Annotated in this window: 21 protein-coding genes and 2 pseudogenes; 12 read left to right on the top strand and 11 right to left on the bottom strand. The window is 64.9% G+C overall.

Translation table 11 applies throughout. The features are described from left to right. The first annotated feature begins 130 nt into the window (after positions 1–130). Complete coding sequence (locus AC07PT_RS20795) at positions 131–895, top strand: alpha/beta fold hydrolase (RefSeq protein ID WP_279215178.1); 765 nt, start codon at positions 131–133, stop codon at positions 893–895. A 228-nt stretch (positions 896–1,123) separates the two neighbouring features. Here the strand turns inward: AC07PT_RS20795 and AC07PT_RS20790 are convergent, their stop codons facing one another. The 3 genes from AC07PT_RS20790 to AC07PT_RS20780 are packed head-to-tail and all read right to left on the bottom strand — an operon-like array spanning position 1,124 to position 4,845. After that, positions 1,124–2,512 (bottom strand): coniferyl aldehyde dehydrogenase, encoded by a 1,389-nt coding sequence (locus AC07PT_RS20790; protein WP_494657948.1) that lies wholly within the window; start codon positions 2,510–2,512, stop codon positions 1,124–1,126. After that, entirely contained in the window at positions 2,509–4,140 is a 1,632-nt protein-coding gene (locus AC07PT_RS20785) for a GMC family oxidoreductase (protein ID WP_494657947.1), read from the bottom strand. Before AC07PT_RS20785 ends, AC07PT_RS20790 begins: the two co-directional genes overlap by 4 nt. Before the next feature lie 48 nt (positions 4,141–4,188). Then, positions 4,189–4,845 carry a TetR/AcrR family transcriptional regulator gene (locus tag AC07PT_RS20780; RefSeq protein ID WP_494657946.1) on the bottom strand — a complete coding sequence of 219 codons (657 nt, stop codon included), beginning with the start codon at positions 4,843–4,845 and terminating at the stop codon, positions 4,189–4,191. A gap of 180 nt (positions 4,846–5,025) precedes the next feature. Here AC07PT_RS20780 and AC07PT_RS20775 point away from each other — a divergent pair, with 180 nt between their 5' ends. From AC07PT_RS20775 to AC07PT_RS20760, 4 genes are all read left to right on the top strand, one after another. Continuing rightward, complete coding sequence (locus AC07PT_RS20775; RefSeq protein ID WP_494657945.1) at positions 5,026–5,982, top strand: LysR substrate-binding domain-containing protein; 957 nt, start codon at positions 5,026–5,028, stop codon at positions 5,980–5,982. 152 nt (positions 5,983–6,134) lie between these two features. Beyond that, the gene (tcuA, locus tag AC07PT_RS20770) at positions 6,135–7,562 is read left to right on the top strand and encodes an FAD-dependent tricarballylate dehydrogenase TcuA (RefSeq protein WP_494657944.1); all 1,428 of its coding nucleotides are present in this window, start codon (positions 6,135–6,137) and stop codon (positions 7,560–7,562) included. Beyond that, a complete protein-coding gene (tcuB, locus tag AC07PT_RS20765; RefSeq protein WP_494657943.1) occupies positions 7,549–8,712 on the top strand; it encodes a tricarballylate utilization 4Fe-4S protein TcuB in 1,164 nt (387 codons plus the stop codon). The genes tcuA and tcuB overlap by 14 nt, the downstream gene beginning before the upstream one ends. An 89-nt stretch (positions 8,713–8,801) precedes the next feature. Next, positions 8,802–9,803 carry a Bug family tripartite tricarboxylate transporter substrate binding protein gene (locus tag AC07PT_RS20760; RefSeq protein ID WP_494657942.1) on the top strand — a complete coding sequence of 334 codons (1,002 nt, stop codon included), beginning with the start codon at positions 8,802–8,804 and terminating at the stop codon, positions 9,801–9,803. Here the strand turns inward: AC07PT_RS20760 and AC07PT_RS20755 are convergent. From AC07PT_RS20755 to AC07PT_RS20745, 3 genes and pseudogenes are all read right to left on the bottom strand, one after another. After that, the gene (locus AC07PT_RS20755; protein WP_492347514.1) at positions 9,775–11,076 is read right to left on the bottom strand and encodes an RNA polymerase sigma factor; all 1,302 of its coding nucleotides are present in this window, start codon (positions 11,074–11,076) and stop codon (positions 9,775–9,777) included. The two genes, AC07PT_RS20760 and AC07PT_RS20755, sit on opposite strands and share 29 nt — an antisense overlap. Next, positions 11,073–11,501: a YciI family protein gene (locus tag AC07PT_RS20750; protein ID WP_492347515.1), complete on the bottom strand. Its 429-nt coding sequence runs from the start codon at positions 11,499–11,501 to the stop codon at positions 11,073–11,075. The genes AC07PT_RS20755 and AC07PT_RS20750 overlap by 4 nt, the downstream gene beginning before the upstream one ends. 154 nt (positions 11,502–11,655) lie before the next feature. Then, positions 11,656–11,934, bottom strand: a pseudogene (locus tag AC07PT_RS20745) (integrase core domain-containing protein); the annotation flags it as partial. On the opposite strand from AC07PT_RS20745, the pseudogene AC07PT_RS20740 reads away from it, so the two are divergent. Continuing rightward, positions 11,930–12,217: pseudogene (locus AC07PT_RS20740) on the top strand (IS3 family transposase); the annotation flags it as partial. The pseudogenes AC07PT_RS20745 and AC07PT_RS20740 overlap by 5 nt on opposite strands. A 161-nt stretch (positions 12,218–12,378) precedes the next feature. On the opposite strand, the gene AC07PT_RS20735 reads toward AC07PT_RS20740, so the two are convergent. The 4 genes from AC07PT_RS20735 to AC07PT_RS20720 are packed head-to-tail and all read right to left on the bottom strand — an operon-like array spanning position 12,379 to position 15,254. After that, positions 12,379–13,329, bottom strand: a complete 951-nt coding sequence (locus tag AC07PT_RS20735) for a hypothetical protein (RefSeq protein WP_492347516.1) — start codon at positions 13,327–13,329, stop codon at positions 12,379–12,381. Beyond that, positions 13,326–14,039 carry a hypothetical protein gene (locus tag AC07PT_RS20730; RefSeq protein WP_492347517.1) on the bottom strand — a complete coding sequence of 238 codons (714 nt, stop codon included), beginning with the start codon at positions 14,037–14,039 and terminating at the stop codon, positions 13,326–13,328. The genes AC07PT_RS20735 and AC07PT_RS20730 overlap by 4 nt, the downstream gene beginning before the upstream one ends. Next, complete coding sequence (locus AC07PT_RS20725; RefSeq protein WP_492347518.1) at positions 14,036–15,052, bottom strand: helix-turn-helix transcriptional regulator; 1,017 nt, start codon at positions 15,050–15,052, stop codon at positions 14,036–14,038. Before AC07PT_RS20725 ends, AC07PT_RS20730 begins: the two co-directional genes overlap by 4 nt. A gap of 13 nt (positions 15,053–15,065) precedes the next feature. After that, the gene (locus AC07PT_RS20720) at positions 15,066–15,254 is read right to left on the bottom strand and encodes a hypothetical protein (RefSeq protein WP_492347519.1); all 189 of its coding nucleotides are present in this window, start codon (positions 15,252–15,254) and stop codon (positions 15,066–15,068) included. An 801-nt stretch (positions 15,255–16,055) separates the two neighbouring features. Between AC07PT_RS20720 and AC07PT_RS20715 the strand changes: the two genes are divergently transcribed. The 3 genes from AC07PT_RS20715 to AC07PT_RS20705 all read left to right on the top strand — a co-directional run bounded on the left by AC07PT_RS20715 (position 16,056) and on the right by AC07PT_RS20705 (position 19,849). After that, positions 16,056–16,511 (top strand): protein tyrosine phosphatase family protein, encoded by a 456-nt coding sequence (locus tag AC07PT_RS20715; RefSeq protein ID WP_492347520.1) that lies wholly within the window; start codon positions 16,056–16,058, stop codon positions 16,509–16,511. Between the two features lie 287 nt (positions 16,512–16,798). Then, positions 16,799–18,403, top strand: a complete 1,605-nt coding sequence (locus AC07PT_RS20710) for a sulfatase-like hydrolase/transferase (protein ID WP_492347521.1) — start codon at positions 16,799–16,801, stop codon at positions 18,401–18,403. Between the two features lie 378 nt (positions 18,404–18,781). Further along, positions 18,782–19,849: a porin gene (locus AC07PT_RS20705; RefSeq protein ID WP_492347522.1), complete on the top strand. Its 1,068-nt coding sequence runs from the start codon at positions 18,782–18,784 to the stop codon at positions 19,847–19,849. A gap of 147 nt (positions 19,850–19,996) precedes the next feature. Here the strand turns inward: AC07PT_RS20705 and AC07PT_RS20700 are convergent, their stop codons facing one another. Then, positions 19,997–20,923, bottom strand: a complete 927-nt coding sequence (locus tag AC07PT_RS20700) for a LysR family transcriptional regulator (RefSeq protein WP_492347523.1) — start codon at positions 20,921–20,923, stop codon at positions 19,997–19,999. Between the two features lie 284 nt (positions 20,924–21,207). Here AC07PT_RS20700 and AC07PT_RS20695 point away from each other — a divergent pair, with 284 nt between their 5' ends. The 3 genes from AC07PT_RS20695 to AC07PT_RS20685 are packed head-to-tail and all read left to right on the top strand — an operon-like array spanning position 21,208 to position 25,943. Then, positions 21,208–22,068: a fumarylacetoacetate hydrolase family protein gene (locus AC07PT_RS20695; protein WP_494657941.1), complete on the top strand. Its 861-nt coding sequence runs from the start codon at positions 21,208–21,210 to the stop codon at positions 22,066–22,068. Positions 22,069–22,080: 12 nt separating this feature from the next. Then, positions 22,081–24,159 (top strand): hydantoinase/oxoprolinase family protein, encoded by a 2,079-nt coding sequence (locus AC07PT_RS20690; protein WP_492347525.1) that lies wholly within the window; start codon positions 22,081–22,083, stop codon positions 24,157–24,159. Further along, a complete protein-coding gene (locus AC07PT_RS20685) occupies positions 24,156–25,943 on the top strand; it encodes a hydantoinase B/oxoprolinase family protein (protein WP_492347526.1) in 1,788 nt (595 codons plus the stop codon). Before AC07PT_RS20690 ends, AC07PT_RS20685 begins: the two co-directional genes overlap by 4 nt.

Here is a 25,943-nt window from a genome sequence, read left to right as displayed (position 1 = left end):
GGGGGGGCGGCATCAAGCGACCGTTTCGAACAGTGGATCAAAGATATTTCATTGGTGTCAGCGCCCCGGGGGCGCTATGGTCGTCTTCGTTCACTGATGCCTTTCCCGATTTTTCTTCAGTCACTCCTTGATGCCATCCATTCACTTTGTCCGCCAGGGCCGCGGCCCCGAAATTGTGCTGAGCCATGCGCTGGGTTGCGACCTGACGATGTGGGACGAACTCGCCCAATGCCTGCAACAACGCTTCACCGTGCTGCGCTATGACCACCGCGGGCACGGTCGGTCGCCCGCCCTGGCGGGGCCCTTCAGCATGGACGACCTGGCCGATGATGCGGCGCAGTTCATCGCGCAGAACGCCAGCGGGCCGGTGCATTTTGTCGGCCTTTCGATGGGCGGTATGACGGCGCAGGCCCTGGCGGCGCGGCACCCTGGCGCGGTGCGCTCGGTCTGCATTGCGAACTCGGCCAGCCACTACGGCGAGGCGGCCAGAGCCCTGTGGCAGACCCGGGTCGACACCGTGCGGGCCTGCGGCATGGAAGCGATTGCCGACGGCGCCCTGCAGCGCTGGTTCACGCCCGAGTTCCGCTCCGACAGCCTGGGGCGCGAAAGGGTGGCGGCCCTGCGTCAGGTCTTGGTCGGCACCGAGCCTGGCCCGTATGCCGAAGCCTGTCTGGCCGTCGCCGACATCGCCTTGGATGAAGGCAATCGCACCATCACCTGCCCCACCCTCGTCATCGCGGGCGAGCGCGATGAGGCCACGCCTCCGGCCTTGTCCGAGGCGATCGCGCAAGCCATTCCGGGTGCGCAGCTGAAAAGCCTGAATGCCGCCCATTTGAGTGCGGTGGAGCAGCCACAGGCCTTTGCCGCGCTGTTGGAGGGCTTTGTGCCGGGTTGATCAGAGCGGGGGCTTCAGAGCGGCGGGGCGGTGGCCGCGCCCTGTTGCTGCCCAATCACTGCCCCGGTGCGGCCTCAGTGCAGCCTCAGTGCGGCCCCAGTGCCGCGCCATGGCGGCCGCCGTGCTGCACGCCGGGCAAGCCTGTACGGCAGGCCCGCCACCCCGTGGTCCACTGGTACGTCAGCGGTATGTGGCGCGGGATTTGGCGCTGGACGCGTTGATACCCGTCTACGCACGCCGCTGCCAGCGCGCCATCCAGCGTGCCAGGCGCCCCCAAGGGGGCCCCAGGGTTTCGAAGGGGTTGATGGGCCCCACCCGGTGCACACCGCGGGCATGGCTGAAGCGCAAAAAGCCGGCATGGCCGTGGTACGCACCGGTGCCGCTGGGGCCGATGCCGCCAAATGGCAGGCTGTGCTGGGCAATGTGCAACAAGGTGCCATTGAGGGTGACACCGCCCGAGGGGGCTGCCGCCAGCACCTGTTGACGGGTGCTGCGCTGGTGGCTGAACAGGTACAGGGCCAGCGGGCGTTCATGGCGGGCCACCAGGGCCAGCGCCTCGTCCAGGTTCTGGTAGGGCACGATGGGCAGGATGGGGCCGAAGATCTCCTCTTGCATCAGCCTGAGGTGGCGCCCGGGGGCCAGCACCACGGTGGGGGCCACATGGGGGTCGTCGCGCGGCAACTCGGCGCTGCTCAGCACGCGGGCTCCGCTGGCCCGGGCTTCGTCCAGCAGGGCGTGCAGACGGGCCCGGTGGGCGGGGCTGACGATGGCGCTGTAGTCGGGGTTGCGGCCCGGGTCGGGCAGGGTGCGCCGGGCCTGCTGCAGCACGGCCTCGGCAAAGGCCTCCAGTTGCTGGGCGGGGACGAGCGCGTAGTCGGGTGCGATGCAGGTCTGCCCGGCGTTGACGAACTTGCCGAAGGCGATCGAGCGGGCTGCGGCCGCCACGGGGTAGTCCGGGGCGACAATGGCCGGCGATTTTCCACCCAGCTCCAGGGTCACAGGCGTCAGGTTGGCGGCGGCGGCCAGCATCACCTTGCGTCCCACGGCGGTCGAGCCGGTGAACACCAGGTGGTCGAACGGCAGGCTGGCAAAAGCCTGGCCCACGTCGACCCCGCCGGTCACCACCGCCACCTCGGCTGCGTCAAAGGCCTCGGCGATCAGGCGCTGCAGCAGATCTGAAAACGCCGGCGTCAGCTCAGAGGGCTTGAGCAAGGCCCGGTTGCCCGCGGCCAGGGCGTCGCACAGCGGCCCCAGCGTCAGCAGCAGGGGGTAGTTCCAGGGCGCCATGATGCCGATCACGCCCAGCGGCTCGTGGCGCAACTGGTTGTGGCCGGGGCGGAACAACCACTCCACCGGCTGGCGCCGAGGGCGCATCCAGCGGCCCACATGGGCCCGTGCATGCCGCAGTGCGCGCAGGGTGGGCAGCATCTCCAGCAGCTCGGTCTCGGTGCGCGAGCGGCCGCCAAAATCGGCATCGATGGCGCTGATCAGCGCCTCGGCATGGCGGCTCACCAACTGCTCCAGGCGCAGCAAGGCGGCTTGGCGTGCCGGGGCATCGGGGGGCGCCTCGCGCCGCGAGGCCTCGTGCTGGCGCATGAACAAGGCGTCGAGGGTCATGCCCGGTCTTTCAGGATCAGGTCGGCCGCGCGCTCGCCGATCATGGCGCTCGGGGCCTGGGTGTTGCCGCTGACCAGGGTAGGCATGATGGACGCGTCGGCCACGCGCAGGCCGCTCACGCCGCGCACCCGCAAGGCCGGGTCCAGCACCGAGCCGGGGTCGGACCCCATGCGGCAGGTGCCTACCGGGTGGTAGATGGTGTCTGACTGGGCCCGGATCAGCGCGGCCAGCCGGTCGTCGCTTTCGTCCTCCAGCGTGCCATAGAGGGGCCGCCCGCCCAGCTTGGCAAAGGGCTCGCTGCGCAGAATGCGCCGCGCCAGGCGCACGCCCTGCACCAGCAGCGGCAGGTCGTCGGGGTGCGACAAAAAGGCCGGGTCGATCCGCGGCATGCGGGCGGGGTCGGTGCTGGCCAGGCGCACCGAGCCACGGCTGTGCGGGCGCAGCGCACACACATGCAGCGCCACCCCGGTGGCCAGGTGTTTGCGGCGGCCGTGGTCATCCACGTTGCTCACGCAGAAATGCAGTTGCAGGTCCGGTCGGTCCAACCCGGGTGCGCTGCGCACAAAGCCGCCGGCTTCGGCCCCGTTGGTGGTCAGAAACCCATGCCCCTGGCGGTAGGCCGGCAGGGCCGCCAGCGAGCGCAGCGTGCCGCGTGGCCCCCAGCCAAACAGGCCCGGGCCGTTGAGCCGCAGGTTCAGCGAGTAGTCGAGGTGGTCTTGCAGGTTCTGCCCCACCTGCGGTGCGTCGGCCACCAGGGGGATGCCCAGGCGGGCCAGCTCATCGGCCGGCCCGATGCCCGACAGGCACAGCAGTTGGGGCGAGGCAATCGCCCCGGCACACAGGATCACCTCACGCCGAGCGGCCAGCGTCCGCACACCCTCGCGGTCAGCCACCTCCACCCCGGTGGCCCGGCGCCCCTCGAAGCAGACTCGGTTCACGCGCACCCCGGCCAGCACCTGCAGGTTGGCGCAGGGCGCCTGCCCCCGGTAGGCCCGCGAGGCATCCAGCCGGCGGCCGTTCTTCTGGAACACCTGGTAAAGCCCCACCCCCTCTTGTTGGGGCCCGTTGAAGTCGGCATTGGCCGGCAGGCCGCAGGCCTGGGCCGCGGCCACAAAGGCCTGGCTCACGGGGCTGGGCGAGGCCAGGTCGCTCACCGCCAGCGGGCCCTGGCGGCCGTGCAAGGTCTCGTCCAGGGCGCCTTGGCGCTGGTTGCCCTCGCTGCGGCGGAAGAAAGGCAGCACATCGGACCAGGCCCAGCCCGGGCACCCCTGGGTGGCCCAGCCGTCGTAGTCTTCGCGTTGGCCGCGCACGTAGATCATGGCGTTGATCAGGCTCGAGCCGCCCAGGCCGCGCCCGCGAGGCACATAGCCCGTGCGCCCGCCCAGGCCCGGCTGCGGCACGGTCTGAAGCGCGTAGTTGTGCTGGTTGCGGCTGGGCACCAGCAGGGCCAGGCCGGCGGGCATCACCGACAGAAACGAGGGCTTGGCCGGCCCGGCCTCGATCAGCAGCACCAGGGCGCTGGGGTCGCCTTCGGCCAGTCGGGTGGCCAGCGCGCTGCCGGCGGGGCCTGCGCCCACCACGATGTAGTCAGCCTGAAGCGATGTTGTTGGGGGGGTGGTCTGCGCCATGTTTGTCTCCGTGTCGGAGTGCGCAGTTTAGGATATTTGACGAATTCGTCAAATATTTGTTCGGCAGCCCGGCCACTGGCTGGCACCGTGGGCAATCAAGGTGGCCACGCCTTGGCACAGCCCCTCCAGGTCGACCGAATCGCCCCGGCTCATCAGCATCAGCGCCTCCAGGCCAATGGCCACCACCACCGAGGCCAGCAGGGCCAGCTCGCCATCGCTCAGGCCCTGGCCCGGCAGGGCGCGGCGCAGGTCGGTGCGCAGATCGTCGAGCAGGCCGCTGGTGTCGGCAAAGCCGTGCAGGTAGGCGCGGATGTGGTGCTGGTTGCGCAGGCAGAAATCGGTGGCCCCAGGGCGCTGCAGCACCAGCTCAAAAAAGGCCCGGAACGACTGCACCATCATCCCCACCAGCTCGGGTTCGCGCTGCCGTGCGTCGCGCGTGGCGCCGCGGATCTCGCCCAGCAGTTCGCCCAGCAATTCAGCAAACACGGCCTGCTGGGTGCCAAAGTAGTTGTAGAAGGTGCCGTTCGAGGCCCCACTGCCGGCCACGATGGCCGCCACCGTGGCGCCATCCAGCCCCACTTCGGCAAACACCTGCCAGGCATTGGCCTTGAGTTTGTCGCGCAGCTCGGCGCGCAAGGCGTCGCGCTTGGCCGAGGGCTTGTATTTGCGGGTATCCGGGAGGGCGGGGGAGGGCGTTCGGGGCACGGCGCGCAGCAGGCTGAAAACAGAGTGAGCCCCAGCGGGTCAGGGTGGGGCGGGGGCTTTGAGGGTACCTGAAATCGATGCCTTCGCGCCGCTTCAACCAACCCGGGCAACTGCTGGCTGCGCGCTATATTCGCACCCGTGCCGGCGGCCTGACCGGCAGGCCAGAACGAAAGACACAACATGGAATTGAGACAGCTGCGCTACTTTGTCCGCGTGGTGGAGCTGGGCTCGATGGGGCGCGCTGCGCTCGATCTGAACCTGGTGCAGTCGGCCCTGAGCCAGCAGATCAGCCGGCTGGAGGGCGAGCTCAGCACCCGCCTGCTGCAGCGCAGCCCGCGCGGTGTGCAGGCCACCGAGGCGGGCCTGGCCTTCTTTCGCGAAGCCCAACTGACCCTGCGCCATGCCGACCAGGCCGTGCGCGTGGCCCAGCAGGCAAGGCTATCGGGCACGGTCAGCGTGGGCCTGGCACCCACCACGGCGGCCTTGCTGGGCCTGCCATTGATGCGCGCCATGCGCGAGCGCTACCCCGATGTGCGCCTGCACATGGTCGAGAGCCTGTCGGGCCATCTGGCCGGCATGCTCAATGCCCGCCAGCTCGACCTGGCCGTGCTGTTCGATTCGCGCCTGGTCGCCCATGGAGATGGCTCTGGCGCGCGCCGCTGGCAGATCCAGCCCCTGATCGAAGAGGCCCTGTTCTTGATCCGTGGCGGCCCCCGCGCCGGCCGCCCACCCCTGCCCGCCGAGATGAGCCTGGCCGAGCTGGGCGACCTGGGCCTGATCCTGCCCACCGGCCCGCACGGCCTGCGCAGCACGCTGGACACCGCTTTTGCCCAGGCCCGCGTCACCCCGAACGTGGTGCTGGAGGTGGATTCGCTCTCGATGCTGATGGCCGCGGTAGACGCCGGCCTGGGCGCCACCCTGCAGCCCTGGGCCGCGGTGGGGCGCTTTGCCGACGCGGCCGAGCGCTTTGAGCTGGCGCGCATCACGGGCCCGGCCGTGAACCGCGTCAACCTGTTGTGCAGCCTGGCCGAAGACGAGCTGTCGCCCGTGGCGCTGGCCACCCGCGTGGTGCTGGCCGACTGCGTGCGCGAGCTGCTGCGCCAGGGCCTGTGGGTGGGGGCCACGCTGGGGTTTTGAGCCGCGCCAGGGCCTGTGAACAGGCCCTGGTCAAAGGCCCTGGTCATCACAAAAACTGATGACCCCATGCGCCCAGGGGCCTGCACGGCAGGGCGCTGTCTTCCTAAAGTGGCAACTCATCGCGCAAGCGAACGTTTTGCAAGGAGACAGCCATGGACCTGGACGTCCTGGTCATCGGCGGCGGCAACGCTGCCCTGTGTGCCGCCCTGATGGCACGCGAAGCAGGGGCCAGTGTGCTTCTGCTCGAAGCCGCACCGCGCGCCTGGCGCGGCGGCAACTCGGGCCATACCCGCAACCTGCGCTGCATGCACGATGCCCCGCAAGATGTGCTGGTCGACGCCTACCCCGAAGAGGAGTACTGGCAAGACCTGCTCAAGGTCACCGGCGGCATCACCAACGAGAAGCTGGCGCGCCTCACCATCCGCGCCTCTTCCAACTGCCGCGACTGGATGCGCTCGCACGGCGTGCATTTTCAGCCGCCGCTGTCGGGGGCGCTGCATGTGGCCCGCACCAATGCCTTCTTCATGGGGGGCGGCAAGGCCCTGGTCAATGCCTACTACCGCAGCGCCGAGAAGCTGGGCGTGCAGATCCGCTACGAAGCCCCGGTAGACCGGCTGGAGCTGGAAGACGGCCGCTTTGTGGCGGCCTGGCAGGGCGGCCAGCGCATCACCGCCCGGGCCTGCGTGCTGGCCGCCGGCGGCTTTGAATCGAACCGCGAGTGGCTGCGCGAGGCCTGGGGCCAAAACCCCGACGGCAGCTGGCCGGCCGACAACTTTCTGATCCGCGGCACGCGCTTCAACCGCGGCGTGCTGCTCAAGCACCTGCAAGACGAGCAGGGCGCCGACATGGTGGGCGACCCCTCTCAGTCGCACTGCGTGGCCATCGACGCCCGCGCCCCCCTGTACGACGGCGGCATCTGCACCCGCATCGATTGCGTGAGTTTGGGTGTGGTGGTCAATCAGCAAGGCCGCCGCTTTTACGACGAGGGCGAAGACTTCTGGCCCAAGCGCTACGCCATCTGGGGGCGCCTGGTGGCCCAGCAGCCGGCCCAGATCGGCTACTCGATCATCGACGCCAAGGCCGTGGGCCGCTTCATGCCGCCGGTGTTCCCGGGCGTGCAGGCCAACACCCTCGAAGACCTGGCCCGCCAGCTGGGCCTGGACCCGGCCACCTTCTTGCAGACCCTGGGCGACTACAACGCCGCCTGCCGTCCAGGCCATTTTGACCACACCGCGCTCGACGACTGCCGCACCGAGGGCGTGACCCCGGCCAAAACCCACTGGGCCCGGCCCATCGACACGCCGCCCTTCTATGGCTATGCGCTGCGCCCCGGCATCACCTTCACCTACCTGGGCCTGAAGGTGGACGAGCAGGCCCGCGCCCATTTCGGGGGGCAGCCCAGCAGCAACCTGTATGTGGCCGGCGAGATGATGGCCGGCAACGTGCTGGGCAAGGGCTACACCGCCGGCGTGGGCATGTCGATCGGCACCGCCTTCGGGCGCATCGCCGGCCACCAGGCTGCCCTGGGCGCCCTGGCCCACAAGCAAAACCAGAAAGGCGCCGCCCATGCAAACGCTTGACGAACTCACCCGCCAGGCGCGCGCACTGGCCAACGGCGAGCCCACGCCGGCCGAGGCCGAGGTGGCCCGCCAGATGCAGATCTGCAACGCCTGCCGCTACTGCGAAGGCTTTTGTGCCGTGTTTCCGGCCATGACACGCCGCCTCAGCTTCGAGCCCGTGGACGTGCACTTTCTCGCCAACCTGTGCCACAACTGCGGCGCCTGCCTGCATGCCTGCCAGTACGCACCGCCGCATGAGTTTGCCGTCAACGTGCCGCAGGCCATGGCCGTGGTGCGCGGCCAGACCTATGTCGACTACGCCTGGCCCCCAGCACTGGGGCGGCTGTATCAGCGCAACGGCCTGACATTGGCGGTGGCACTGGCCCTGGGGCTGGCCTTGTTCATGGCGCTGGCGCTGGCCGCCCGGGGCACCCTGTGGATGGTGCCCGAGCAGGGCTTTTATGGCTTGTTTCCGCACAACCTGCTGGTGTCCTTGTTTGCCCCGGTGTTCTGCTTTGCCGCTCTGGCCCTGGGGCTGGGGGTGCGGCGTTTTTTGGGCGAGTTGCGGCCCGGCACCAGCAACGCCCCGGCCAGCGTCGGCCCCGGGCTGGAGGCGGCCCAACAGGCCCTCACCCTGCGCTACCTGGATGGCGGCCATGGCGACGGCTGCCACAACGAAGACGACGCCCACACCCATTGGCGCCGGCGCTTTCACCACCTGACCTTCTACGGCTTCATGGCCTGCTTTGCCGCCACCTCGCTGGCCACGCTGTACCACTACGGGCTGGGCCAGGCCGCCCCGTATGGCTGGTTCAGCCTGCCCAAGCTGTTTGGCGTGAGCGGCGGGCTGGCCCTGCTGGCCGGCACCACGGGCCTGGGCTGGCTGCGCCTGCGCCGCCACCCGCTGCATGGCGACGCCGCGCAAAAGCCCATGGACATGGCTTTCATCGCCCTGCTGTGGCTGGTGGCGCTCACCGGCTTGGGCTTGCTGGCGGCCCGTGCCACCCCCGCCCTGCCCAGCGTGCTGGTGCTGCACCTGGGCGCCGTGATGGCCTTGTTTGCCACCTTGCCCTACGGCAAGTTTGCCCACGGCGTGTTCCGCAGCGCGGCCCTGCTGCGCAATGCGGTCGAAAAGCGGCAACCCAGCCGCCTGCAACTGGGTTCGGACTGATCCCTGTCGCCCGGGGCTGCCCCAGCCTGCCCCGATGCCCAAAGCGGCGTCAGGGGGGCCGATCACTTTCAATCAACGGAGACCTGACCATGAACAAAACACCCACGTCGCGGCGTTGCCTGCTGCAAACCGGCCTGCTTGCCACGCTGGCCGCCCTGGCCCCTCTGGCCCCCTCTGGCGCCGCCCAGGCGGCCGACTGGCCCACCCGCCCCATCACCCTGGTGGTGCCCTTTGCCGCCGGTGGCACCACCGACATCCTGGCCCGCGTCATCGGCCAAAAGCTGTCTGAGAACCTGGGCCAGCCCGTGGTGGTCGACAACCGCGCCGGTGCAGGCGGCACCCTGGGCGCCGCCGCCGTGGCCCGCGCCCCGGCCGATGGCCAAACCCTGTTTTTGGCCACCGTGGCCCACGCCATGGCCCCGGGCCTGTACAAAAGCCTGTCGTACGACTTCATCAAAGATTTCGAGCCCATCGGCCTGGTCGCCACCACACCCAATGTGCTGCTGGTGCACCCCTCCATGCCTGTGAAGACGGTGCCCGAGTTGCTGGCCTACATCAAGGCCCACCCCGGCGAGGTCAACTACGGCTCGGCCGGCCCCGGCAGCACCGAGCACCTTTCGGGCGCCCTGTTCAGCGCCCGCATCGGCACCCCCATGACCCACGTGCCCTACAAGGGCGGCGCCCCGATGATGGGCGACCTCATGGCCGGCCAGATCCAGATGGCCATCGAAACCAGCCCCTCCGCCTCGCAACCCGTGCGCTCAGGCAAGGTGCGGGCCCTGGCCGTCACCTCGCTCAAGCGCTCGGCCCTGTACCCCGGCGTGCCCACGCTCGACGAGGCCGGCGTCAAAGGCTACGAGGTCAACACTTGGTTCGCCCTGATGGCCCCCCGCGCCACCCCGCAGCCCATCACCAAGCGCCTGCGCGAGGCCCTGCAGCGCGTGCTGGCCCTGCCCGACGTAACCCACCGATTTGAAGAGCTGGGTGTGAGCGCGGGGGAGCTGGAGGGGGAACGGTTGGGGGCCTTTATCCGCAGTGAGACGACGAAGTGGGGGCAGGTGGCTAAGGAGTCGGGGGCTCGGGTGGATTGAGGCCCCTGTGCGATGCTTGGTGGCCTTGCAGGAAATGCAGGCGCTCGGTGAGCAGGATGCGCTCACGTTCGTTGTTGGTCCATGCGATTGCCTGACCTAAGGCGTGGCAGGCTTCCTTGGTTCGATTCAGGCGCTGGAGCATTTCGGCCCGGGCACTGGCCCACCATGGGTAGCCGGCCAGCGGAAGGCCATCCATGATGGCCAGGGCTTGTGCGGGCCCGACCGAGTGGCTTAGCGCCACTGCGCGGTTTAGCGCAACCACGGGACTCGGTTGCAATGCAAGCAACTGGTCGTAGAGCTGAACCAACTGGGGCCAGTTGGTGTCTTCGGCCCGCCTGGCGCGGGCATGGACGGCAGCCAACTCGGCCTGCAAAGCCAGCGGTCTGGTCCCTCTTGAATCCAGCGCGCTCAGTTTGCGGCATCGGTTCAAGGCCTCCAGGCCGCGCCGCAGCAGCAGGCGGTCCCAGCGGCTCCGATCCTGGTCCAGCAGCAGCACTGGGCGCCCCAGGGCGTCGGTGCGTGCCGGCAGGCGCGAGGCCTGCAACTCCATCAGGGCTTGCAGCGCCTGGGCGTCTGACTCCGTCGGAAGCAAGGCGGCCAGGTGCCGTGTCAGGCGCAGGGCTTCGTGGCATAGAGGCGGTCGTGTCCATTCCGCGCCGCTGCTGGCGACATAGCCCTCGTTGAACATCAGGTACAGCACTGTGCAGACGGCGTCCAGACGGGCAGCGCGCTCGGAGGGCGGTGGCAACTCGAAGGGCTCGCCGGCGAGCTGCGCCTTGGCGCGAGTGATGCGCTGCGCGATGGTGGCTTCTTTGGCGAATAGGGCGCGGGCAATCTCTGCAACCGACAGTCCGGCGATCAGGCGGAGGGTGAGGGCACACTGCGCCTCGCGCGGCAATTTGGGGTGACAGGCAATGAACATCAACCGCAGGTCATCGTCCCCCATTGGATCGGCCTCGTCGGCGAGCAACAAGTCCAGCGGGTCGGGCGCAAGGTGGGCCTCAATGGCATCGACGTCATGGCCTAGCGCTTGCTGTTGTTGTGTGGCCATGCGGGTGTGCCGCACCTGATCCAGCAGTCGGTTCTTAGCCACCGTCATCAGCCAGGCTCCTGGACGCTCAGGCCAGCCATTGGCTGGCCAGTGCACCATTGCAGCCACCAGTGCGTCCTGCACGCAGTCCTCGGCCTGTGCCAAATCAGCACCAGCTCGCATCAATGCCCCATTCAGGCGCGACGCTTCCAGGCGCCAAATGGCCTCAATCGATGGCGTCATTCGCCTTTTTTGATGGCGGCCAGCTGCTCTCGGATGATCCTCTCGGCATCTTCTGGGGGCAGGTCGATGCCCCCCATCAGCGGTCGTACCTCGATGCAGCAAGGTTGTCCTGGGAAAGGTGCTGGAAACCGCCGTGCCCATGCCAGCGCTTCGTCCGCGGATCGAACTTCGATCAGTGTGTAGCCCGCAATCAGTTCTTTGGTCTCGGCAAAGGGGCCGTCGACGATGCCTGCCTGGCCGGTGGCGTCGTAGTGCACGCGAAAGCCCTGACTGCTTGGCTGCAAGCCAGCACCATCGAGCAGAACACCAGCTTTGGCCATCTCGTCGTGAAACGCCATCATGCGTGGGACGAGCGTGGGGTCGTCGGGAAAGTCACCGGCTTCGCTCATGGGGGTAGCGCGAACCTGAATCATGTAACGGGGCATGTTTGTCTCCAAAAGAGCTATTGACCTTATACGACGAACGGCATTGGCGTATTTCGACAGCCCTTCTGGCTTCGGGGTGTGGGGCCGGGGTGGCCTTAGGTTTTGATTGTTACCAGGTCGGCTTGGGCTTCCCCCTGTTTCCCGGACACTTTGCCTAGCCCCCTAAGCGCGGCCGCTCCTCAAAGTGAATCGGGCTGAGGTGGTCCAATTTTGAGTGTTTCCTGAACGCGTTGTAGAACCGCTAGATGTAGTCGAAGACATCGGCCCTGGCCTGCTCCCTTGTACGGTAGACGGTACGAGCGCAGCGCTCGCCTTTCAACGTCGAGAAGAAGCTCTCCATGGCTGCGTTGTCCCAGCGTTCGCCGCGACGGCTCATGCTGCAGGTGATGTTCTGGCTCTTGAGTAGTTGCTGGAACTCGTCACTGGTGTACTGCGGCGATGACATCCAGCGGACACTCGCGCAGTGGGGCATTCGCAGCTCAATGAGTCGCAAGGGAAATTGCTGGGATAACGCCCCAACCGAGAGCCTGTTGGGGCACTTGAAAACGGCATGTGTCCACTGTCAGAAATTCGCTACGAGAGACCAAGCACGGCAGGCGATTTTGGATTGGATCGGGTTCTACAACCATTCCCGGCCCAATTCGACATTGGTCTACATGAGCCCCATGCAGTACGAGAATCGCTGGTTAGCTGCGCAGCGCAGATCTGCCGCTTGAAGACCGGGTTATGCACTCCGGTTTTCTGGGGCAACCTCAGTTTCACGATTGACCTTGAACTTGGCGCACCACTTTTGATGGGTAGGCCTTCGGGGGCAGGCAATCCGGACGATCACTGCAATTGACCTCGGAATGATCGGCCGCGCTGATCGGGAGTTAGTTCAGTTCGACGTGTTGAGCACCAGGTAGGGGCTGTCCTTCTCCTGATCGAGCGCTTCAATGTATTCACCGCCGTCTATTCTTCTTGTGCGCAGATAGTCGATCAGGTAGGGCTTACTGGAGGCAGCATCGCTCGCGTCACGAAGTACCCTGACTGCAGACAAGCCCTTGGTGACATCCGGACCAAACGACATCGGCGTCAGGTGTGTGAAGAGGCTTTCGTAATCGGAGGCAACGGACTCGGAAACGGCCAACGCATGCTTCAGTTCATTGGTGCGTATCCGGCAATCGATGCGAACACTGTTGCATAGCGTCAGCATTTGAGCCATCTGCTGGAACGCATCCAGGTCGATGGGTCCATTGGCTTTGACAATGAATGCGATTTCACCCTCGAAGTAGGCTGCCTGATCTGCAAGTCCAGCGGCGACTTCCGAGTACTCCGGCCTTGGATCAGAAAGGGTCGGTGCCTGTTTTGCACGCTGCAGAAGGCTTTTGGTGAAGTGCAGTTGCTTCCGCAAGTCCCGATGACCGAGTCTCTCGAAACCAACCTTGATCGTCTCTGAGAGTTCATCCATGCGGTCCTCCACCGAGTTGAACCGCTTGTGCATGTAATAGAAACCCGCGACGCTGACCCCGACGCCGGCTAGAGAAACGCCCAATGTCGCCACTTGCAGGGTTTGCAGCGTTTCTATCATGGCCTTGAGTTGATTTATCTTGACTCCCGCGTAAATGTTCGAACCAGCATTGACTAGGTTAGCCAGTGCCGAAACGGTGGCGAAAGGGCCTGAGGACAGGTTTGACAAGACGGCCTGAGCCACGCCGGTCTCCTGAAGGTGTTTGACGATTTGGCCGGTCCCTGCGTCTTTCAAGATCGTGCCGTATCGGATCAGTTCACCGGACGCAACGCGGCCCATGAGCTTTGCCGGAATTTCGAAGGGTATGGTGCTGATCATGATGCTCGGGTATCCATCAGTTTTCTGGAGAGTTGAAGGCCCTGGTCGCGAAATACGGCCGCTAGGCCCGCAGACCCCAGGACCAGTTCTTGGCAGCGGGAAATGATCTGGTCTTTGTTGGATGGCTTGAATCCGATGTCGTGGAGGCTGGCGCACTCTGCGTTCAATGCCGAAATGTCAAAAGACATGTCTGCTTTCACAAATGCCCCCCACTTGATTGCGCAGGTATTCAGCTTTCCTTCTTCATTGCGCAGCGTCGCAATCAGTGGCAATCGCACCAGTTGCGTGAAGCTGTCCTGTAAGACTTGGTCAGACTCTCGGGTTACCAATGTTCTGAAGAGACTGGTATTTGCTAACTCAGCGTGCACCTCTTGCGCAAAGGTGTCGTACAGCGATGACAAGGTGAGCGTTAAGTTGACGTGAAAGTTGTCTCGCCAGTCGAGTGCGTCACGCCGAAATGCCATTCCGGTCAGTTTGCTTTCATCGACAAGAGATTCGATGCTGGTCCCGGTCGGATCGGTACCCGTTGTCTTTGAATCCTTGGAGGCAGCCCCACCTTGCTCAGTCGACTCCCCTTCTTTGTCGCTGCTTGGAAAAAATGATTTGATGTCGCGCTTCAAGAAGGCGACGGTGGAGCGCAACAGGTTGTCAGGCTTGGGCGCCCTATCGGGATTCAGTGCGAGCCCTGGCTCGTATCGGGGTTCGTTCATGATGATGGAAGTTGAGCACCTCTTGCGCCAAGAGGGCCGCCAACGTTCAAGTAGTCGGAAAGTTGGTTGATCAATTCGTCGTTCCAGGCAGCAGGGGACACAATTCGCACACTGGGAATCCAGTAGCGAACGATTGGCAGTATCTGGTTCTGATGTCCCACAGTTGTCTCAATCGTGAGCGTACCGTCCATCGACTCAGCAAGGATTTTCTGGTGTGGGATCAGTTGTCGACGTTTGAAGTAGTCGGCTACCGCTGGCGAGACGCTAAGCAGCACCTGCTGAGGCTGTGATGAGTGCCAGATACCTTCTTCGGTCTGGACAGATGCATCGACGTTTGCATCAGGGGTAAAGGTCTCCGCGTGGGTCTGAACGGAGCGAATCTTGCCAACGCCAAATGTCTTGAGTTTGCCGTCATGCACCGCAGCCAGATACCAGATGCCTTTTGTGTTGATCAGACGGTAGGGGTTGACGGCCTTGTATGTCTTGATCCGCCCGTCCTTGAGCATGTCCAGGGTCAGCACACGCTTGTGGATGACGGCGGCCTCCAACTGATCGAACGCGTTTTGCAGGGCAGAGAGGTCTTCGTAGTGGTGACCGCGAACCAGCCACGGTGCTTGCACCTGTTCGCTCAGCAGTTCTTTCAGAAAATCCCTGTTCAACGAAGGGAACAAACCCTTGATGCCTGTCTTGGTTGCAAAGCGCTCAATGTCCTTGAAATTCAGTTTGCCAAGATAAGCCGGATCCAGGTGGTACCGGCCTTTTGTTTTGAGCAGCGGCAGAAAAGCCAATCGGACGTTGAGGTCCCGCTGGATGGTCCTGAGATGCGTACCAAACTCCTCGGCCAATGCCGCAGGGTCGAGGTGATCGCCTTGATTCAGTTTGAGGAGTACCTGTGACAGTCGGTACGCAATGGTGTCGTGTTGGCCTTGCGCCATAAAGTCGTTTGGTGCCTGAATGCTTGGCGAGGTCTTGTTTTTGATGTGACCTCGAGTTTGACGGTGTGAGTGCACCATACACGATGCCGACTCACTGCTTATTCTCAGAAATTGAAGTTTTTTTGCCGAGCCACAAAATCATGGCCATGACAGACCCGATCACCAAGATGATCAGCAACACTTTGATCACCAGAGTCAGTATTCCGACCTTTGCAGACAGGAACCCGAGTTTGACCAAAAACCACGACAGCGACATACCGAGAAGCGCAATCCAGAACATCTGAATCCTCCAATGAGTGAATGAGGAGGTCAGTGTGATCAGTTGCTTGGACAGGTGGTGTCGTTTTGGAATGGCAGTTGTCGCCGACGGGGAATCATTTGTGAGCGCTATTTTTTCGATTGGAAAACTCGCGTGTGATGGGCCAATGGCTGATCACCCAGACCCGCAGTTGCAAGACACTGGGCAAACAGCTCAATTTTGACATCTGACATGTCACCAGACCTGGCGTGCATCTGCAGGGGCAAGCGTCTCAACCCCTTCGAATTGGCTACGCGCCCGCGCTGAAGGCGCGGCGGTGCTGTATGCAGCTGGGCCTGCAGACAGATCTGCCTCAAGATCCGCAAAGATATCTGCAAAGACAGCGATATCTATTTAAAAGTCATGGACTTATGTTGACCTGAACATCGGCAAATGCCTCCGCAATTCATTGGTGATCCTGTCCACCTCGAGTCCCTTCTGCCCTGCGACGGCGTGTCTGATCTGTGGACTGCAGGCACGGCGTCCGTGCTCCATCGGCGCGGACCAGAAAGGATGGGTAGGTGGCTGATCCTCCAGCACTCGGTATCACCAAACAATACCGACGGGCTCATGGCCGCAGACCGGCGAAAGCCAAAGCAGCCATCGGTCTCACCGGCCGCTGAAATCGGCCGGTCCCAACTCACTTTGCACCAAGGTATGAGAAAACGTTCAAGCTTTGCCGCCTGGCTCACGCCAGGAAGGGCCTTCACCTGCAGCCTGCTGTTGGCGATGGGATCTGTGCTTGTGCCAGCGGCCTGGTCTGGTGCCGTGCAGGCGAGAGCCATGGCACGGATCGCGCCCCACCGCTTGTCAGATCGTGTCGGGGTCACCAGCCAACTCCAGGTCGAAGACATGGTGGCGGTGGGGCGCCGCTACCGCATGGTGGTTGACCTTCGGCCCGATGGCGAAGCGCTCGATCAGCCCTCCTCGCAGGCGATGGAACATGCAGCCAGGATGGCAGGCCTTGGGTTTGCCTATGTGCCGGTGCCGCATGGAGACATCCCCGAAGATGCAGCCGCTCGCCTGCAGTCCGTGCTCTCGGAGCAGGGAGATGTGCTCCTGTATTGCCGCAGCGGCAAACGCGCAGCCCGCACCTGGGCGCTGGCCGAAGCAAGGCGACCCGGTGGGCTGTCGGCTGAACAGATCCAGGCCTCGGTTCAAGGCGCGGGTCAGGATGCGGCTGATTTGCGCGATCGCATTGACTTGGCGATCAACGCTCGCCCAAAGGTGAATCCATGAGTGCCACGTCAAATCTCACGGGGACTTCGAAGTGCGCAACACCCGCGCAGCCGCACACCAGGTCTGCCGCGTGCCACTGGACGCTGGTCGTTGTGAATGTGCTGCTAGGTGCTGGCGTGGGCCTGGTCCTCGGGCTGATCGTGGGTGTGATGACGGGCTTGATTCCGTTTGCATGCTGAGGCAGCTTGAAGGCCCGCGGGCAGCCAGCCGGATCCGCTCTACAGGGCCTGCTTTCCACCCGGCGCCGGTGGATAAAATCGGCGGTTTGCCCAGAGACTGACGCAAAGATGCCGCCCGCTCGCCCACCCACCCTCCGTGCTGCGTCGCTACCCCTGCTGGTGTGGCTGCTGGTGCTTCTGCTGCCGGCAGCCACCTCGCAGTCGGCATGGCACGACTGGGACATTGCGCCAGTTTCGCTCTGGCTGGCGTCGGCCTGGAGCGTTGTCGCTCTGAGGCTGCTGCTTCCCGGGCGCGCATTCTTCGCGCTCACCTACCCCATCGCCGTTGCCGCTGTGGCCTGCGTTGCGGCGGACTTGATGCGCAACGTGAATCTGGCCGAGCTGGCGCTGCACTGGCGCACATTCAGCAGTGAAGAGGTGCGCTCGGCGTTGGGCCCCTACCTGGGATGGCTCGTATTCGGTGCTGCATGCTTGGCGGCACTCGGTTGGCTGGGGATGCGGGCGGATGTTGGTCGGGCGCCGTGGCCGCTGCGTCGGCGGCTGGCGGTCGTGGTTGCCGGTAGCCTCGCGTTGGCACTTGGGACGCCGACTGCTGCCTGGGCTCGTGCTTGGCCTGTCAACGGCCTGCTGCTCGTGGTGGCAGCGGCGGTAGACACGCCATGGCTGGCTTTGCAGGCCGCACCGCCGGACGCCTCTCTCAGCCCACGCGATCCTCGCGCGAGCTGGCAGGCGACAAGGGCTGTGGCCCCCAGGTCGAACGAGGCCTACGTGCTGGTGATCGGTGAGTCGATGCGCAGCGATTTTCTCTCCGAATGCGGCGGCCCGCGGGGCGTGCGATCGCTGCCGGCAGGGGCTCTCGTCGCCTGCGACGTCAGCGCTGGGTCCAATGCCACGCACACCTCGATGCCGTTGTTGATCTCGCGCGAGATGCCGGGGCACTCTGTGCGCGTCTCGGCCGATGCGACATTTCAGCGTGCGTTCTCCGAAACAGGGTTCGAGACCTTTTGGTTTGACGTGCAGGACGAGGCGATTGCCTGGCCCGATGCATCGGTGAAGCGATTTCCAACTGGGCAGGATCGTGCCGCGTTGTTGCCGTTGCTCAACGAGGCGCTGTCGCACGGCAGCCGACGCGTGTCCGTGGTCCTGCACACTTACGGCTCGCACGAGCCATATTGCTCACGCTTCGACCGGCAGCGTGCCCCGTTCGGGGATCTTTGTGACGGCCTCGTGGGCCTTCCGAACCAAGACTCGATTGCCTCGTGGCGGGCGATGTACGCCAATGCCGTCGACAACTCGATCGGGCTGCTGCACGAGATCGCCGGGCGGCTGGAGCGGCAGCCCGGACCGGTGTTTCTTGTCTTTACGCCGGACCACGGCGAGAACCTGCTCGACGACCGGCGCCAGTTGTTCGGCCATGCTCTGCGCCACCCAACACGTTGGGACATTCAGGTGCCGGCGATTTTCTGGGCCAATGGGGCCTGGCGTGAGGCGCATCCGCGGCAGTGGGCCCAACTGGTGCGCAACGTCCACCAGCCGCTGATGCATGCCGACCTGGTGCCAACACTGCTCTCCGCCGCCGACATCCGGTACGCGGAGCGGCGCCCCGAGGTCGTCGACTTGCTGTCGCGTGAGGTACCCGACCGCCAACGCACGGTGCAGACCGGAATCGGCGACAAGCTGGTTTGGCAGGACCTGCGCGCTGAAGCACGCTGAACCCGGCGGCTATGCGGCGCACTGGCATCGCGCCGAGACGGCAGCCACCAACGGCTTACGCGATAGCTGGAACCCTCTTCCCCTACTGTCTTCAGCGCTCCGTATCCATACCTGACCACCCTATATCAGGATGCTGTGGCTTGCAGGCCCTGGGTAGTCGCGCGAAGTCACGCGAACCCGGACCCGTGTGTGCCTGGTCAACCGGAGCGCCCCCCAGCCATGCCTGCCGGGCGATGGCTGATTTCTCCGATTGACCGCTACCGGGATGCGTCTGCCGAACCTAGAGTCTGTCGGTCTGGCCCGCTTCATTGAAATGCGGTGCAGGCGGCGCAAGCCCTGCATCAGGCCGGAGAACCTCAAAAAAGACTGGAGACAAAATTGAAAAGATTCGCAATCCCGATGGCGCTGTGCGGGCTGGCGCTCAATGCGGCCGCGCAGAGCTCGGTCACACTGTATGGCGTTCTGGACACCACCGTGCAGCGGGCCTCGCAAGGCAGTGCCAGCATCACCAGGGTTTATGGAACGGGCGGAAACCAGTACAGCCGCCTTGGCGTTCGCGGTACGGAAGACCTCGGGGGCGGCCTGTCGGCTGGGTTTGTGCTGGATGCCGGGCTCAATATCGCCAGCGGCATTGGCGGTGCGGCCAGCACCGACAACACCACGGCGGGCACGGCCGGCGGGCTGGTGTTCAATCGCCGGGCCTCGCTCAGCCTGATCTCGCGCGACTGGGGTGAAGTGCGGTTGGGGCGCGGCTTTGTGCCCAGCTATTGGAACCTGATCGTGTTCGACCCCTTCGGCACCGCAGGGGCGGGCGGCATCATCAACACCGCCCAGAGCGCGCTGACCCAGGTGGCGACGGTGCAGACAGCGGTGCGGGCCTCCAACTCGGTGGGCTACTTTCTGCCAGAACTCCATGGCGTCTACGGCGAGTTGATGAAGGCGGTGAACAACACGCCCTCGACTTCGACCACACCCGACAACGGCAACTACCAAGGCATCCGCCTGGGCTATGCCCGCGATGGCCTCAATGTGGCCGTGGCCTCGGGGCGTACGGCGCTGGCCAATGGGGCGGTCAGTGCGAGCAATGTGGGGGCCAGCTATGTGATCGGGCCGGTCACGGCGTCGGCCCTCTATTTCGCAGACCGCAAGAATGCCGTGGCGGGGCCCAACCGGTCCAACGGCTGGATGCTGGGGGCCCAGGTCAAGGTGGCCACGGGCTACATCCCGCTATCGCTTTCGAAGATCTCCGACAACTCGGCCTCTGGGCGTTCGGCCCAGCAACTGGCGGTGGGCTATGTGCATGAGCTTTCCAAGCGCACGGCTGTGTATGGCACCTATTCGCAGATTCGCAACCGCAATGGGGCCGCGCTCAGCGGAGGGGGCGTGACAGGGGTGGCCAACGCGACCTGGACCGGCATGGACTTCGGTATTCGCCATTCTTTCTGAGGGGTGCAGCCACCCAGGTTTCAATGCGAGTGGCTATTGGCATGGCGTTCCGCCCGCTTGGCCCGTTTTGGCCCGACCTTCATGAGGTTGGGCCATTTTTTATGCCACGGCGCGGCCACACCACAGTCCTTGAAAGTTCGAGCAGCGTCATCCAACCGCGTTTGAAGCGTTCTGGTTGTAGCCCAGCACGGCGCCCTTTTCCTTGATGATCTTCGAGACCGCACGCAGGGCCTGCGTCAGCTGCCCCTGTTTGGGCAGGGCCAGGGTGACATAGCGCTTGAGTTCGGGGTCGATGATCTTGGCTGCCTGCAATTTGCCGCAGCGCAGTTCCTCCTGCACCGCAAACGGCCCGAGCAGTGCGTACAGGTCATTGTTCTCGGCCAGGATTTCCTTTTGCATGCGCAACGAGTCGGCCTCGATCTCGGCTTGTAAAGAGAAGCCCTGGCTGCGCGCCGATTCATCGAGGATGGACCGCCAGTGAGAGGGGCGCCTGGGAAGCACCAGCGGCAGGCCATTGAGTTGCTGGAACGAGACCGTGCCGGCCTGGGTGAGGGGCAGACCGGGGCGTGACACCAGGTAGGTGTCTGCCGTGGCCAGGTGAATCTCTTCCTGGCCGCGGGGCGGCTCGTAGCGGAACAGGATGGCCATGTCCACGGCGCCGGTGTCGAGCATGGCGTCCAGCTCGCCGCCCTGACCCTCGCGCACGTTCAGGCGGATCTGCGGGAAGGACCGGCGCAATTCGCTGAACACCTGGGTCATCAGCGGATGGGCCGCCGAAGGCAGGATGCCGATCTTGACGTCGCCCATCGGCACCCGGGACAGCTGCTGGAAGTCGGCAAACATCTCCTCACTGTCGCGGATCCAGATGCGCACCCGGCGCTCCACCGATTCGCCAAACTCGGTCAGCACCACCCCCCGCCCGGTGCGGCGGAACAAGGCGCCGCCGCATTGCTTTTCCAGCTCGCTGACCTGGCGGCTGATGTACGACTGGGCGGTGTGGCGCTGCGCCGCCACCTTGGTCAGGCTGCCGGCCTCGACCACTTCAAGGAAGAGGCGAAAGTCCTGGATGTTCATCGGTGGGTCCCTTGCCAGCCCCTTGGGGCCAGGCGCAATGCCATGGGTTGGACGGGTGAAGCTCGGGCGTGCGCCGCCCGGCAACCCTGCCTGCCTCGTGGGTGGCTTCAGTTCAGGGCGCCCGGCGTGCCTCTGCCGAACAGTTCAACGGCCCGATTCTGGCGGCATGGAGGCGCTTTTGGGTATGACTATATAGAGATATCTGAAAGACATAAATTGCATCTATCTGGATTTCACGGTGAAACCTACAGTCTGTCGTCATCGATGTACCGCAAGGAGACCCCGTGAAACTCGTGAGCTTTATTCAAGACGGCCAAGCCCGTTATGGCCTGATTCAAGGCGAGGCCTATGTGGCCCCTTCGGCCGGCTTTCTGGCCCGCTTCCCTGATCTGAAGGCCGTGCTGGCGGCGAACGCCTTGGCCGAACTGCAGGCGGATGTTCAGCAGGGTGGCCAGCGTGTCGCCCCGGCCCAGGTCCAGGCCCAAGCCGTGATCCCGGCGCCGGGCAAGGTCATCTGCGTTGGCCTCAACTACAAGACCCACGTGGCAGAAACCAAGCGCCCCGACAGCGAGCACCCCTCGCTGTTCCTGCGCTTTGCCGATTCCCTCGCGGCCCACGGCGACGAGGTGCTGCGCCCCGAGTTCTCGGAGCGCTTTGACTGGGAGGGTGAGCTGGCCTTCGTGATCGGCAAGGGCGGGCGCCACATCGCCGCAGCCGACGCGTTCGACCACATTGCCGGCTACACCTGCTTCAACGACGTGAGCGTGCGGGACTGGCAGCGCCACACCCACCAATTCACGCCGGGCAAGAACTTTCCGGGCACCGGCCCGTTGGGCCCCTTCCTGCTGACGCGCGATGAAGTGCCCGACGTAGCCCAGCTCAGCCTGCAGACCCGGCTCAATGGGCAGGTGGTGCAGCACGCCAGCCTGGCCGACCTGATTTTCGACATTCCCACCATCGTGGCCTACGTGTCGCGTTTCACCCCGCTGTCGCCCGGCGACGTGATCGCCACCGGCACGCCGGGGGGGGTGGGGGATCGGCGCGAACCCCCGCTGTACATGAAGGAGGGCGATATGGTCGAGGTGGAGATCACCGGCCTGGGCGTGCTGCGCAACCGAATCGGCACTGACCGCTCTGCCGGCTGAACTGGAGACCCCATGACATCCAAACCCCAATTGCGCATTGCTGTCGACATCGGCGGCACCTTCACCGACATGGCGGCCTTTGACGAAGCCAGTGGCCGCCTGCTGTTCGGCAAGGCCTTGTCCACCCACGGCGAGCTGGTCACCGGCATTCAGGCCACGATCGACAGCGCCAAGATCGATTGGCGTGACGGCCACCTGTTTCTGCATGGTTCCACCATTGCCATCAACACGCTGCTGGAGCGCAACGGTGCCAAGACGGCGCTGCTGATCACCGAGGGCTTCCGTGACATCTACGAGATCGGGCGCGTCAATCGCCCGGACGCCTACAACCTGTTCTTCAACAAGCATCAGCCCCTGGTCAAGCGCTCGCTGCGCTTTGAGGTGGCCGAGCGCCTGCGTGCCGACGGCAGCATCCACAAGCCGCTGGACGAGGCGGCCGTGCGTGAACTGGCGCGTGAGCTCAAGGGCGAAGGCATCGAGGCCGTGGCCGTGCTGTTGCTGCACAGCTACCGCAACCCGGCGCATGAGCAGCGCGTGAAGCAGATCCTTCAAGAGGAACTGCCAGGCTCCTTTGTCTGCGCCTCGCATGAGCTGAGCCAGGAATACCGCGAGTTCGAGCGGGTCTCGACCGCCGTGGCCAATGCCTATGTCGGCCCCCGGGTGTCAGAGTACCTGGGCCAGCTCGAAAGCCACCTGGGCGAGCAAGGCTTCGAGGGCGATTTCTACATCGTGCAATCCACCGGTGGGCTGTTCCCGGTGGAGCACGCCAAGGTGGGCTGTGTGCGCATGCTCGAATCGGGGCCGGCCGCCGGGGTGATCGGTGCCCAGGCCATCTGTGCCCAGTTGGGCATGGGCGATGCCATTGCCTTCGACATGGGCGGCACCACGGCCAAGGCCGGCGTCATCAGCGAAGGCCGTCCTTTGACCACGGGCTCGGCCCTGATCGGTGGCTACGAGCGTGCCCTGCCGATCCAGATCCCGATGATGGACATCCATGAGGTGGGCACGGGCGGCGGTTCGATCGCCCGGATTGAAACGGGTAACGCCCTGCGCGTGGGCCCGCAAAGCGCCGGCTCCATCCCCGGGCCGGTGGCCTATGGGCGTGGGGGCACCGAGCCCACGGTGACCGATGCCAATCTGGTGCTGGGCCGTCTCGACGCCGACAACTTCCTCGGCGGTGAACTCAAGCTCGATCTGGCCGGTTGCCAGCGCCAGATGCGCGAGCGCATCGCCACGCCGCTGGGGCTGGATGCCACCAAGGCGGCCGACGGCATTCTGCAGATCGCCGTGACCCAGATGTCGCATGCCGTGAAGGCCGTCACGACCGAGCGCGGCCTGGACGCGGGCAGCTTCACCATGGTGGTCTACGGTGGCGCGGGCCCCTTGCATGCCTCGGCGATCGCGCGCGAGATCGGCATTCGCAAGGTACTCATTCCGTATGCCCCGGGCTATTTCTCGGCCTACGGCATGTTGTTTTCTGACCTGCGCTACGACTACGTGCGCTCGGTGTTCCGCAAGCTCAACGACGTCTCGTTTGACGAGATCGAGGCGGCCTACCAGAAGATGGAAGACGAGGGGCGCGCCGCGCTGGCCCAGTCCGGGGTGCAGGCCGATGGCGTGGTGATCGAACGGGCCGCCGACATGCGCTACGTGGGGCAGGAGCATGCCGTGACGGTGGACTTGCCGCTGGCCTTTTTTGAGGGCAAGGACCGGGCCGCCATCAAACAGCAGTTCGATCAGCTCCACCAGGTGCGCTACGGTACCTCGGCCCCCCAGGAGCCTGCTGACCTGGTGAGTTTGCGCGTAACCGTGCTGGGCACGATGAAGAAGCCGCCCAAGCACAGCGTGGCGCAAGGCGCTGCGAGGCCCGAGCCCGCGGCCGTGCGGTCCATCAAGCCGGTTTACTTCCGATCCTCGGGTTGGGCCGACACACCGGTGTACCTGCGCGATCGCCTGCTGGCGGGCAACGAGATCGTGGGCCCGGCCCTGATCGAGGAGCACGCCTCCACCACCGTGGTGCAGCCGGGCGACTCGCTGCGCGTCGACGAACTTGGCAACCTGCAAATCGAGATTGGGAGTGACCGGACATGAACACCAGCGCTGAGCTCAAGACCGTGGACCCGGTCACCGTAGAGATCATCCGCAATGGCTTGTATGCCGTGACGGAAGAGATGAAGACCAACCTGACCCGAACCGCCTACAACCTCATCATCTATGAGGCCCTGGATTTCACGGTCGGGCTGTTCACCAAGGAGGGCGACACCGTCTCGATCGGGCTGGGGCTGCCGATGTTCATCCGCGGGATGTCCGAGACCGTGAAGGCGAAAATCAGGCACTTCGGGTACGAGAACATTCGCCCCGGCGACATCCTGGTGACCAATGATGCCTACACCACGGGCAGTCACCTGAACCACTTCACGTTCACGATGCCGGTGTTCCATGAAGGCCGTCTGGAAGGCTTCACCTGCTGCATGGCGCACTGGCTGGATGTGGGCGGCACGCTGGGCAATGTCACCACCGACATTTTCAGCGAGGGGATCCAGATCCCCATCATGAAGTACCAGCGAGAAGGTGTCGTCAACCAGGATCTGGTGGACATCATCGCCATGAACGTTCGGCTCGCCGAGCGGGCGCTGGGCGATCTGCGGGCCCAGATCACGGCCATCACCACGGGTGAGCGCCGCTATGTCGAACTGCTGCAGCGCTATGGACCCCAAGCCGTGAACGGGGCCATCGCACAGATCATGGACTCGAGCGAGGCCGTGGCCCGTCAGAACACCTTGTCGATTCCCGATGGCGTCTACGAGGCTGAATCGTTCATGGACGACGATGGCCTGGAGATCGGCAAGCGCATTCCGATCCGCGTCAAGGTGACGGTGTCCGGCGACGAGATGACGGTGGACCTGTCGGACGTCAGCAAGCAGGTGCGTGGCTTCTACAACTCAGGTTTTACCACCGGCATCGCCTGCGCCCAGGTGGCCTACAAGTGCCTGACCACGCCCACGGATTACCCGGTGAACGATGGCTCGTTCCGACCGCTCAAGGTCATCATGCCGATGGGCACGGTCATCAGCGCGGAGCGCCCGTACCCGATGCGGGTTTGGATGACCTTCCCGATGACGGTGATCGACACCATCTTCAAGGCGCTGGCACCGGCCATTCCTGATCGTTCGATTGCCGGCCACCATGCCGATCTGGTGTTCCCCAACATCCATGGCATCAGCCCGGAGGATGGGCGCCTGTTCATTGTCGGCATCGGCCCACTGGGCGGCGGCTGGGGCGCCAAGAGCAAGGAGGACGGCGTATCGGTCACCGTCTGCATCAACGATGGCGACACCCACAACAGCCCCACCGAGCAGCTGGAGGCCAAGTACCCGGTGCTGGTCGAAAAGTACGAGATCCGCCGTGACTCAGCCGGTGCTGGCCAGTACCGGGGGGGCCTGGGGGCCGAGATGGTGGTGCAGGCGCTGTCGCCCTTCACCGTCACCACCCGGATCGACCGCGTGCATTGCAAGCCCTGGGGCCTGGACGGGGGCGGCGACGCCATGGGCAACGGGCTGGCCGTGCGCCACAAGGGCGAGTGGAAGACCGACCACCCCAACGCCAAGATCTTCAACGTGCGCCTTGAACGTGGCGACGCCTACAAGATGCTGTCGGGTGGCGGGGGTGGCTTCGGCAACCCGCTGGCGCGCGATCTGGAGAGCGTGGCCGAGGATGTGCGCGAGGGCTATGTGAGTGCCGAGGTGGCGCGCCAGGTCTATCGTGTGGCATTGGATGCACGGGGCCAGGTCGATGCCGAGGCCACCCGGGCCTTGCGCGCGCAGCCTCCCGGCGAGGTGGCGACCACCGACCCCGTGGCCTGGGCCGGCCAGTGA

The organism is Curvibacter sp. GW821-FHT09D12 (genome assembly GCF_059416245.1).
Note: the sequence above shows the minus strand (reverse complement) of the source record. Positions and strands in the feature narration are given on the sequence as shown.

Excerpts from the sequence above, each read along its gene's own strand:
- AC07PT_RS20795 (WP_279215178.1), top strand. The coding sequence starts at position 131 with ATGCCATCCATTCACTTTGTCCGCCAGGGCCGCGGCCCCGAAATTGTG.
- AC07PT_RS20790 (WP_494657948.1), bottom strand. The coding sequence starts at position 2,512 with ATGACCCTCGACGCCTTGTTCATGCGCCAGCACGAGGCCTCGCGGCGC.
- AC07PT_RS20785 (WP_494657947.1), bottom strand. The coding sequence starts at position 4,140 with ATGGCGCAGACCACCCCCCCAACAACATCGCTTCAGGCTGACTACATC.
- AC07PT_RS20775 (WP_494657945.1), top strand. The coding sequence starts at position 5,026 with ATGGAATTGAGACAGCTGCGCTACTTTGTCCGCGTGGTGGAGCTGGGC.
- tcuA (WP_494657944.1), top strand. The coding sequence starts at position 6,135 with ATGGACCTGGACGTCCTGGTCATCGGCGGCGGCAACGCTGCCCTGTGT.
- tcuB (WP_494657943.1), top strand. The coding sequence starts at position 7,549 with ATGCAAACGCTTGACGAACTCACCCGCCAGGCGCGCGCACTGGCCAAC.
- AC07PT_RS20760 (WP_494657942.1), top strand. The coding sequence starts at position 8,802 with ATGAACAAAACACCCACGTCGCGGCGTTGCCTGCTGCAAACCGGCCTG.
- AC07PT_RS20755 (WP_492347514.1), bottom strand. The coding sequence starts at position 11,076 with ATGACGCCATCGATTGAGGCCATTTGGCGCCTGGAAGCGTCGCGCCTG.
- AC07PT_RS20750 (WP_492347515.1), bottom strand. The coding sequence starts at position 11,501 with ATGCCCCGTTACATGATTCAGGTTCGCGCTACCCCCATGAGCGAAGCC.
- AC07PT_RS20735 (WP_492347516.1), bottom strand. The coding sequence starts at position 13,329 with ATGATCAGCACCATACCCTTCGAAATTCCGGCAAAGCTCATGGGCCGC.
- AC07PT_RS20730 (WP_492347517.1), bottom strand. The coding sequence starts at position 14,039 with ATGAACGAACCCCGATACGAGCCAGGGCTCGCACTGAATCCCGATAGG.
- AC07PT_RS20725 (WP_492347518.1), bottom strand. The coding sequence starts at position 15,052 with ATGGTGCACTCACACCGTCAAACTCGAGGTCACATCAAAAACAAGACC.
- AC07PT_RS20720 (WP_492347519.1), bottom strand. The coding sequence starts at position 15,254 with ATGTTCTGGATTGCGCTTCTCGGTATGTCGCTGTCGTGGTTTTTGGTC.
- AC07PT_RS20715 (WP_492347520.1), top strand. The coding sequence starts at position 16,056 with ATGGCACGGATCGCGCCCCACCGCTTGTCAGATCGTGTCGGGGTCACC.
- AC07PT_RS20710 (WP_492347521.1), top strand. The coding sequence starts at position 16,799 with ATGCCGCCCGCTCGCCCACCCACCCTCCGTGCTGCGTCGCTACCCCTG.
- AC07PT_RS20700 (WP_492347523.1), bottom strand. The coding sequence starts at position 20,923 with ATGAACATCCAGGACTTTCGCCTCTTCCTTGAAGTGGTCGAGGCCGGC.
- AC07PT_RS20690 (WP_492347525.1), top strand. The coding sequence starts at position 22,081 with ATGACATCCAAACCCCAATTGCGCATTGCTGTCGACATCGGCGGCACC.
- AC07PT_RS20685 (WP_492347526.1), top strand. The coding sequence starts at position 24,156 with ATGAACACCAGCGCTGAGCTCAAGACCGTGGACCCGGTCACCGTAGAG.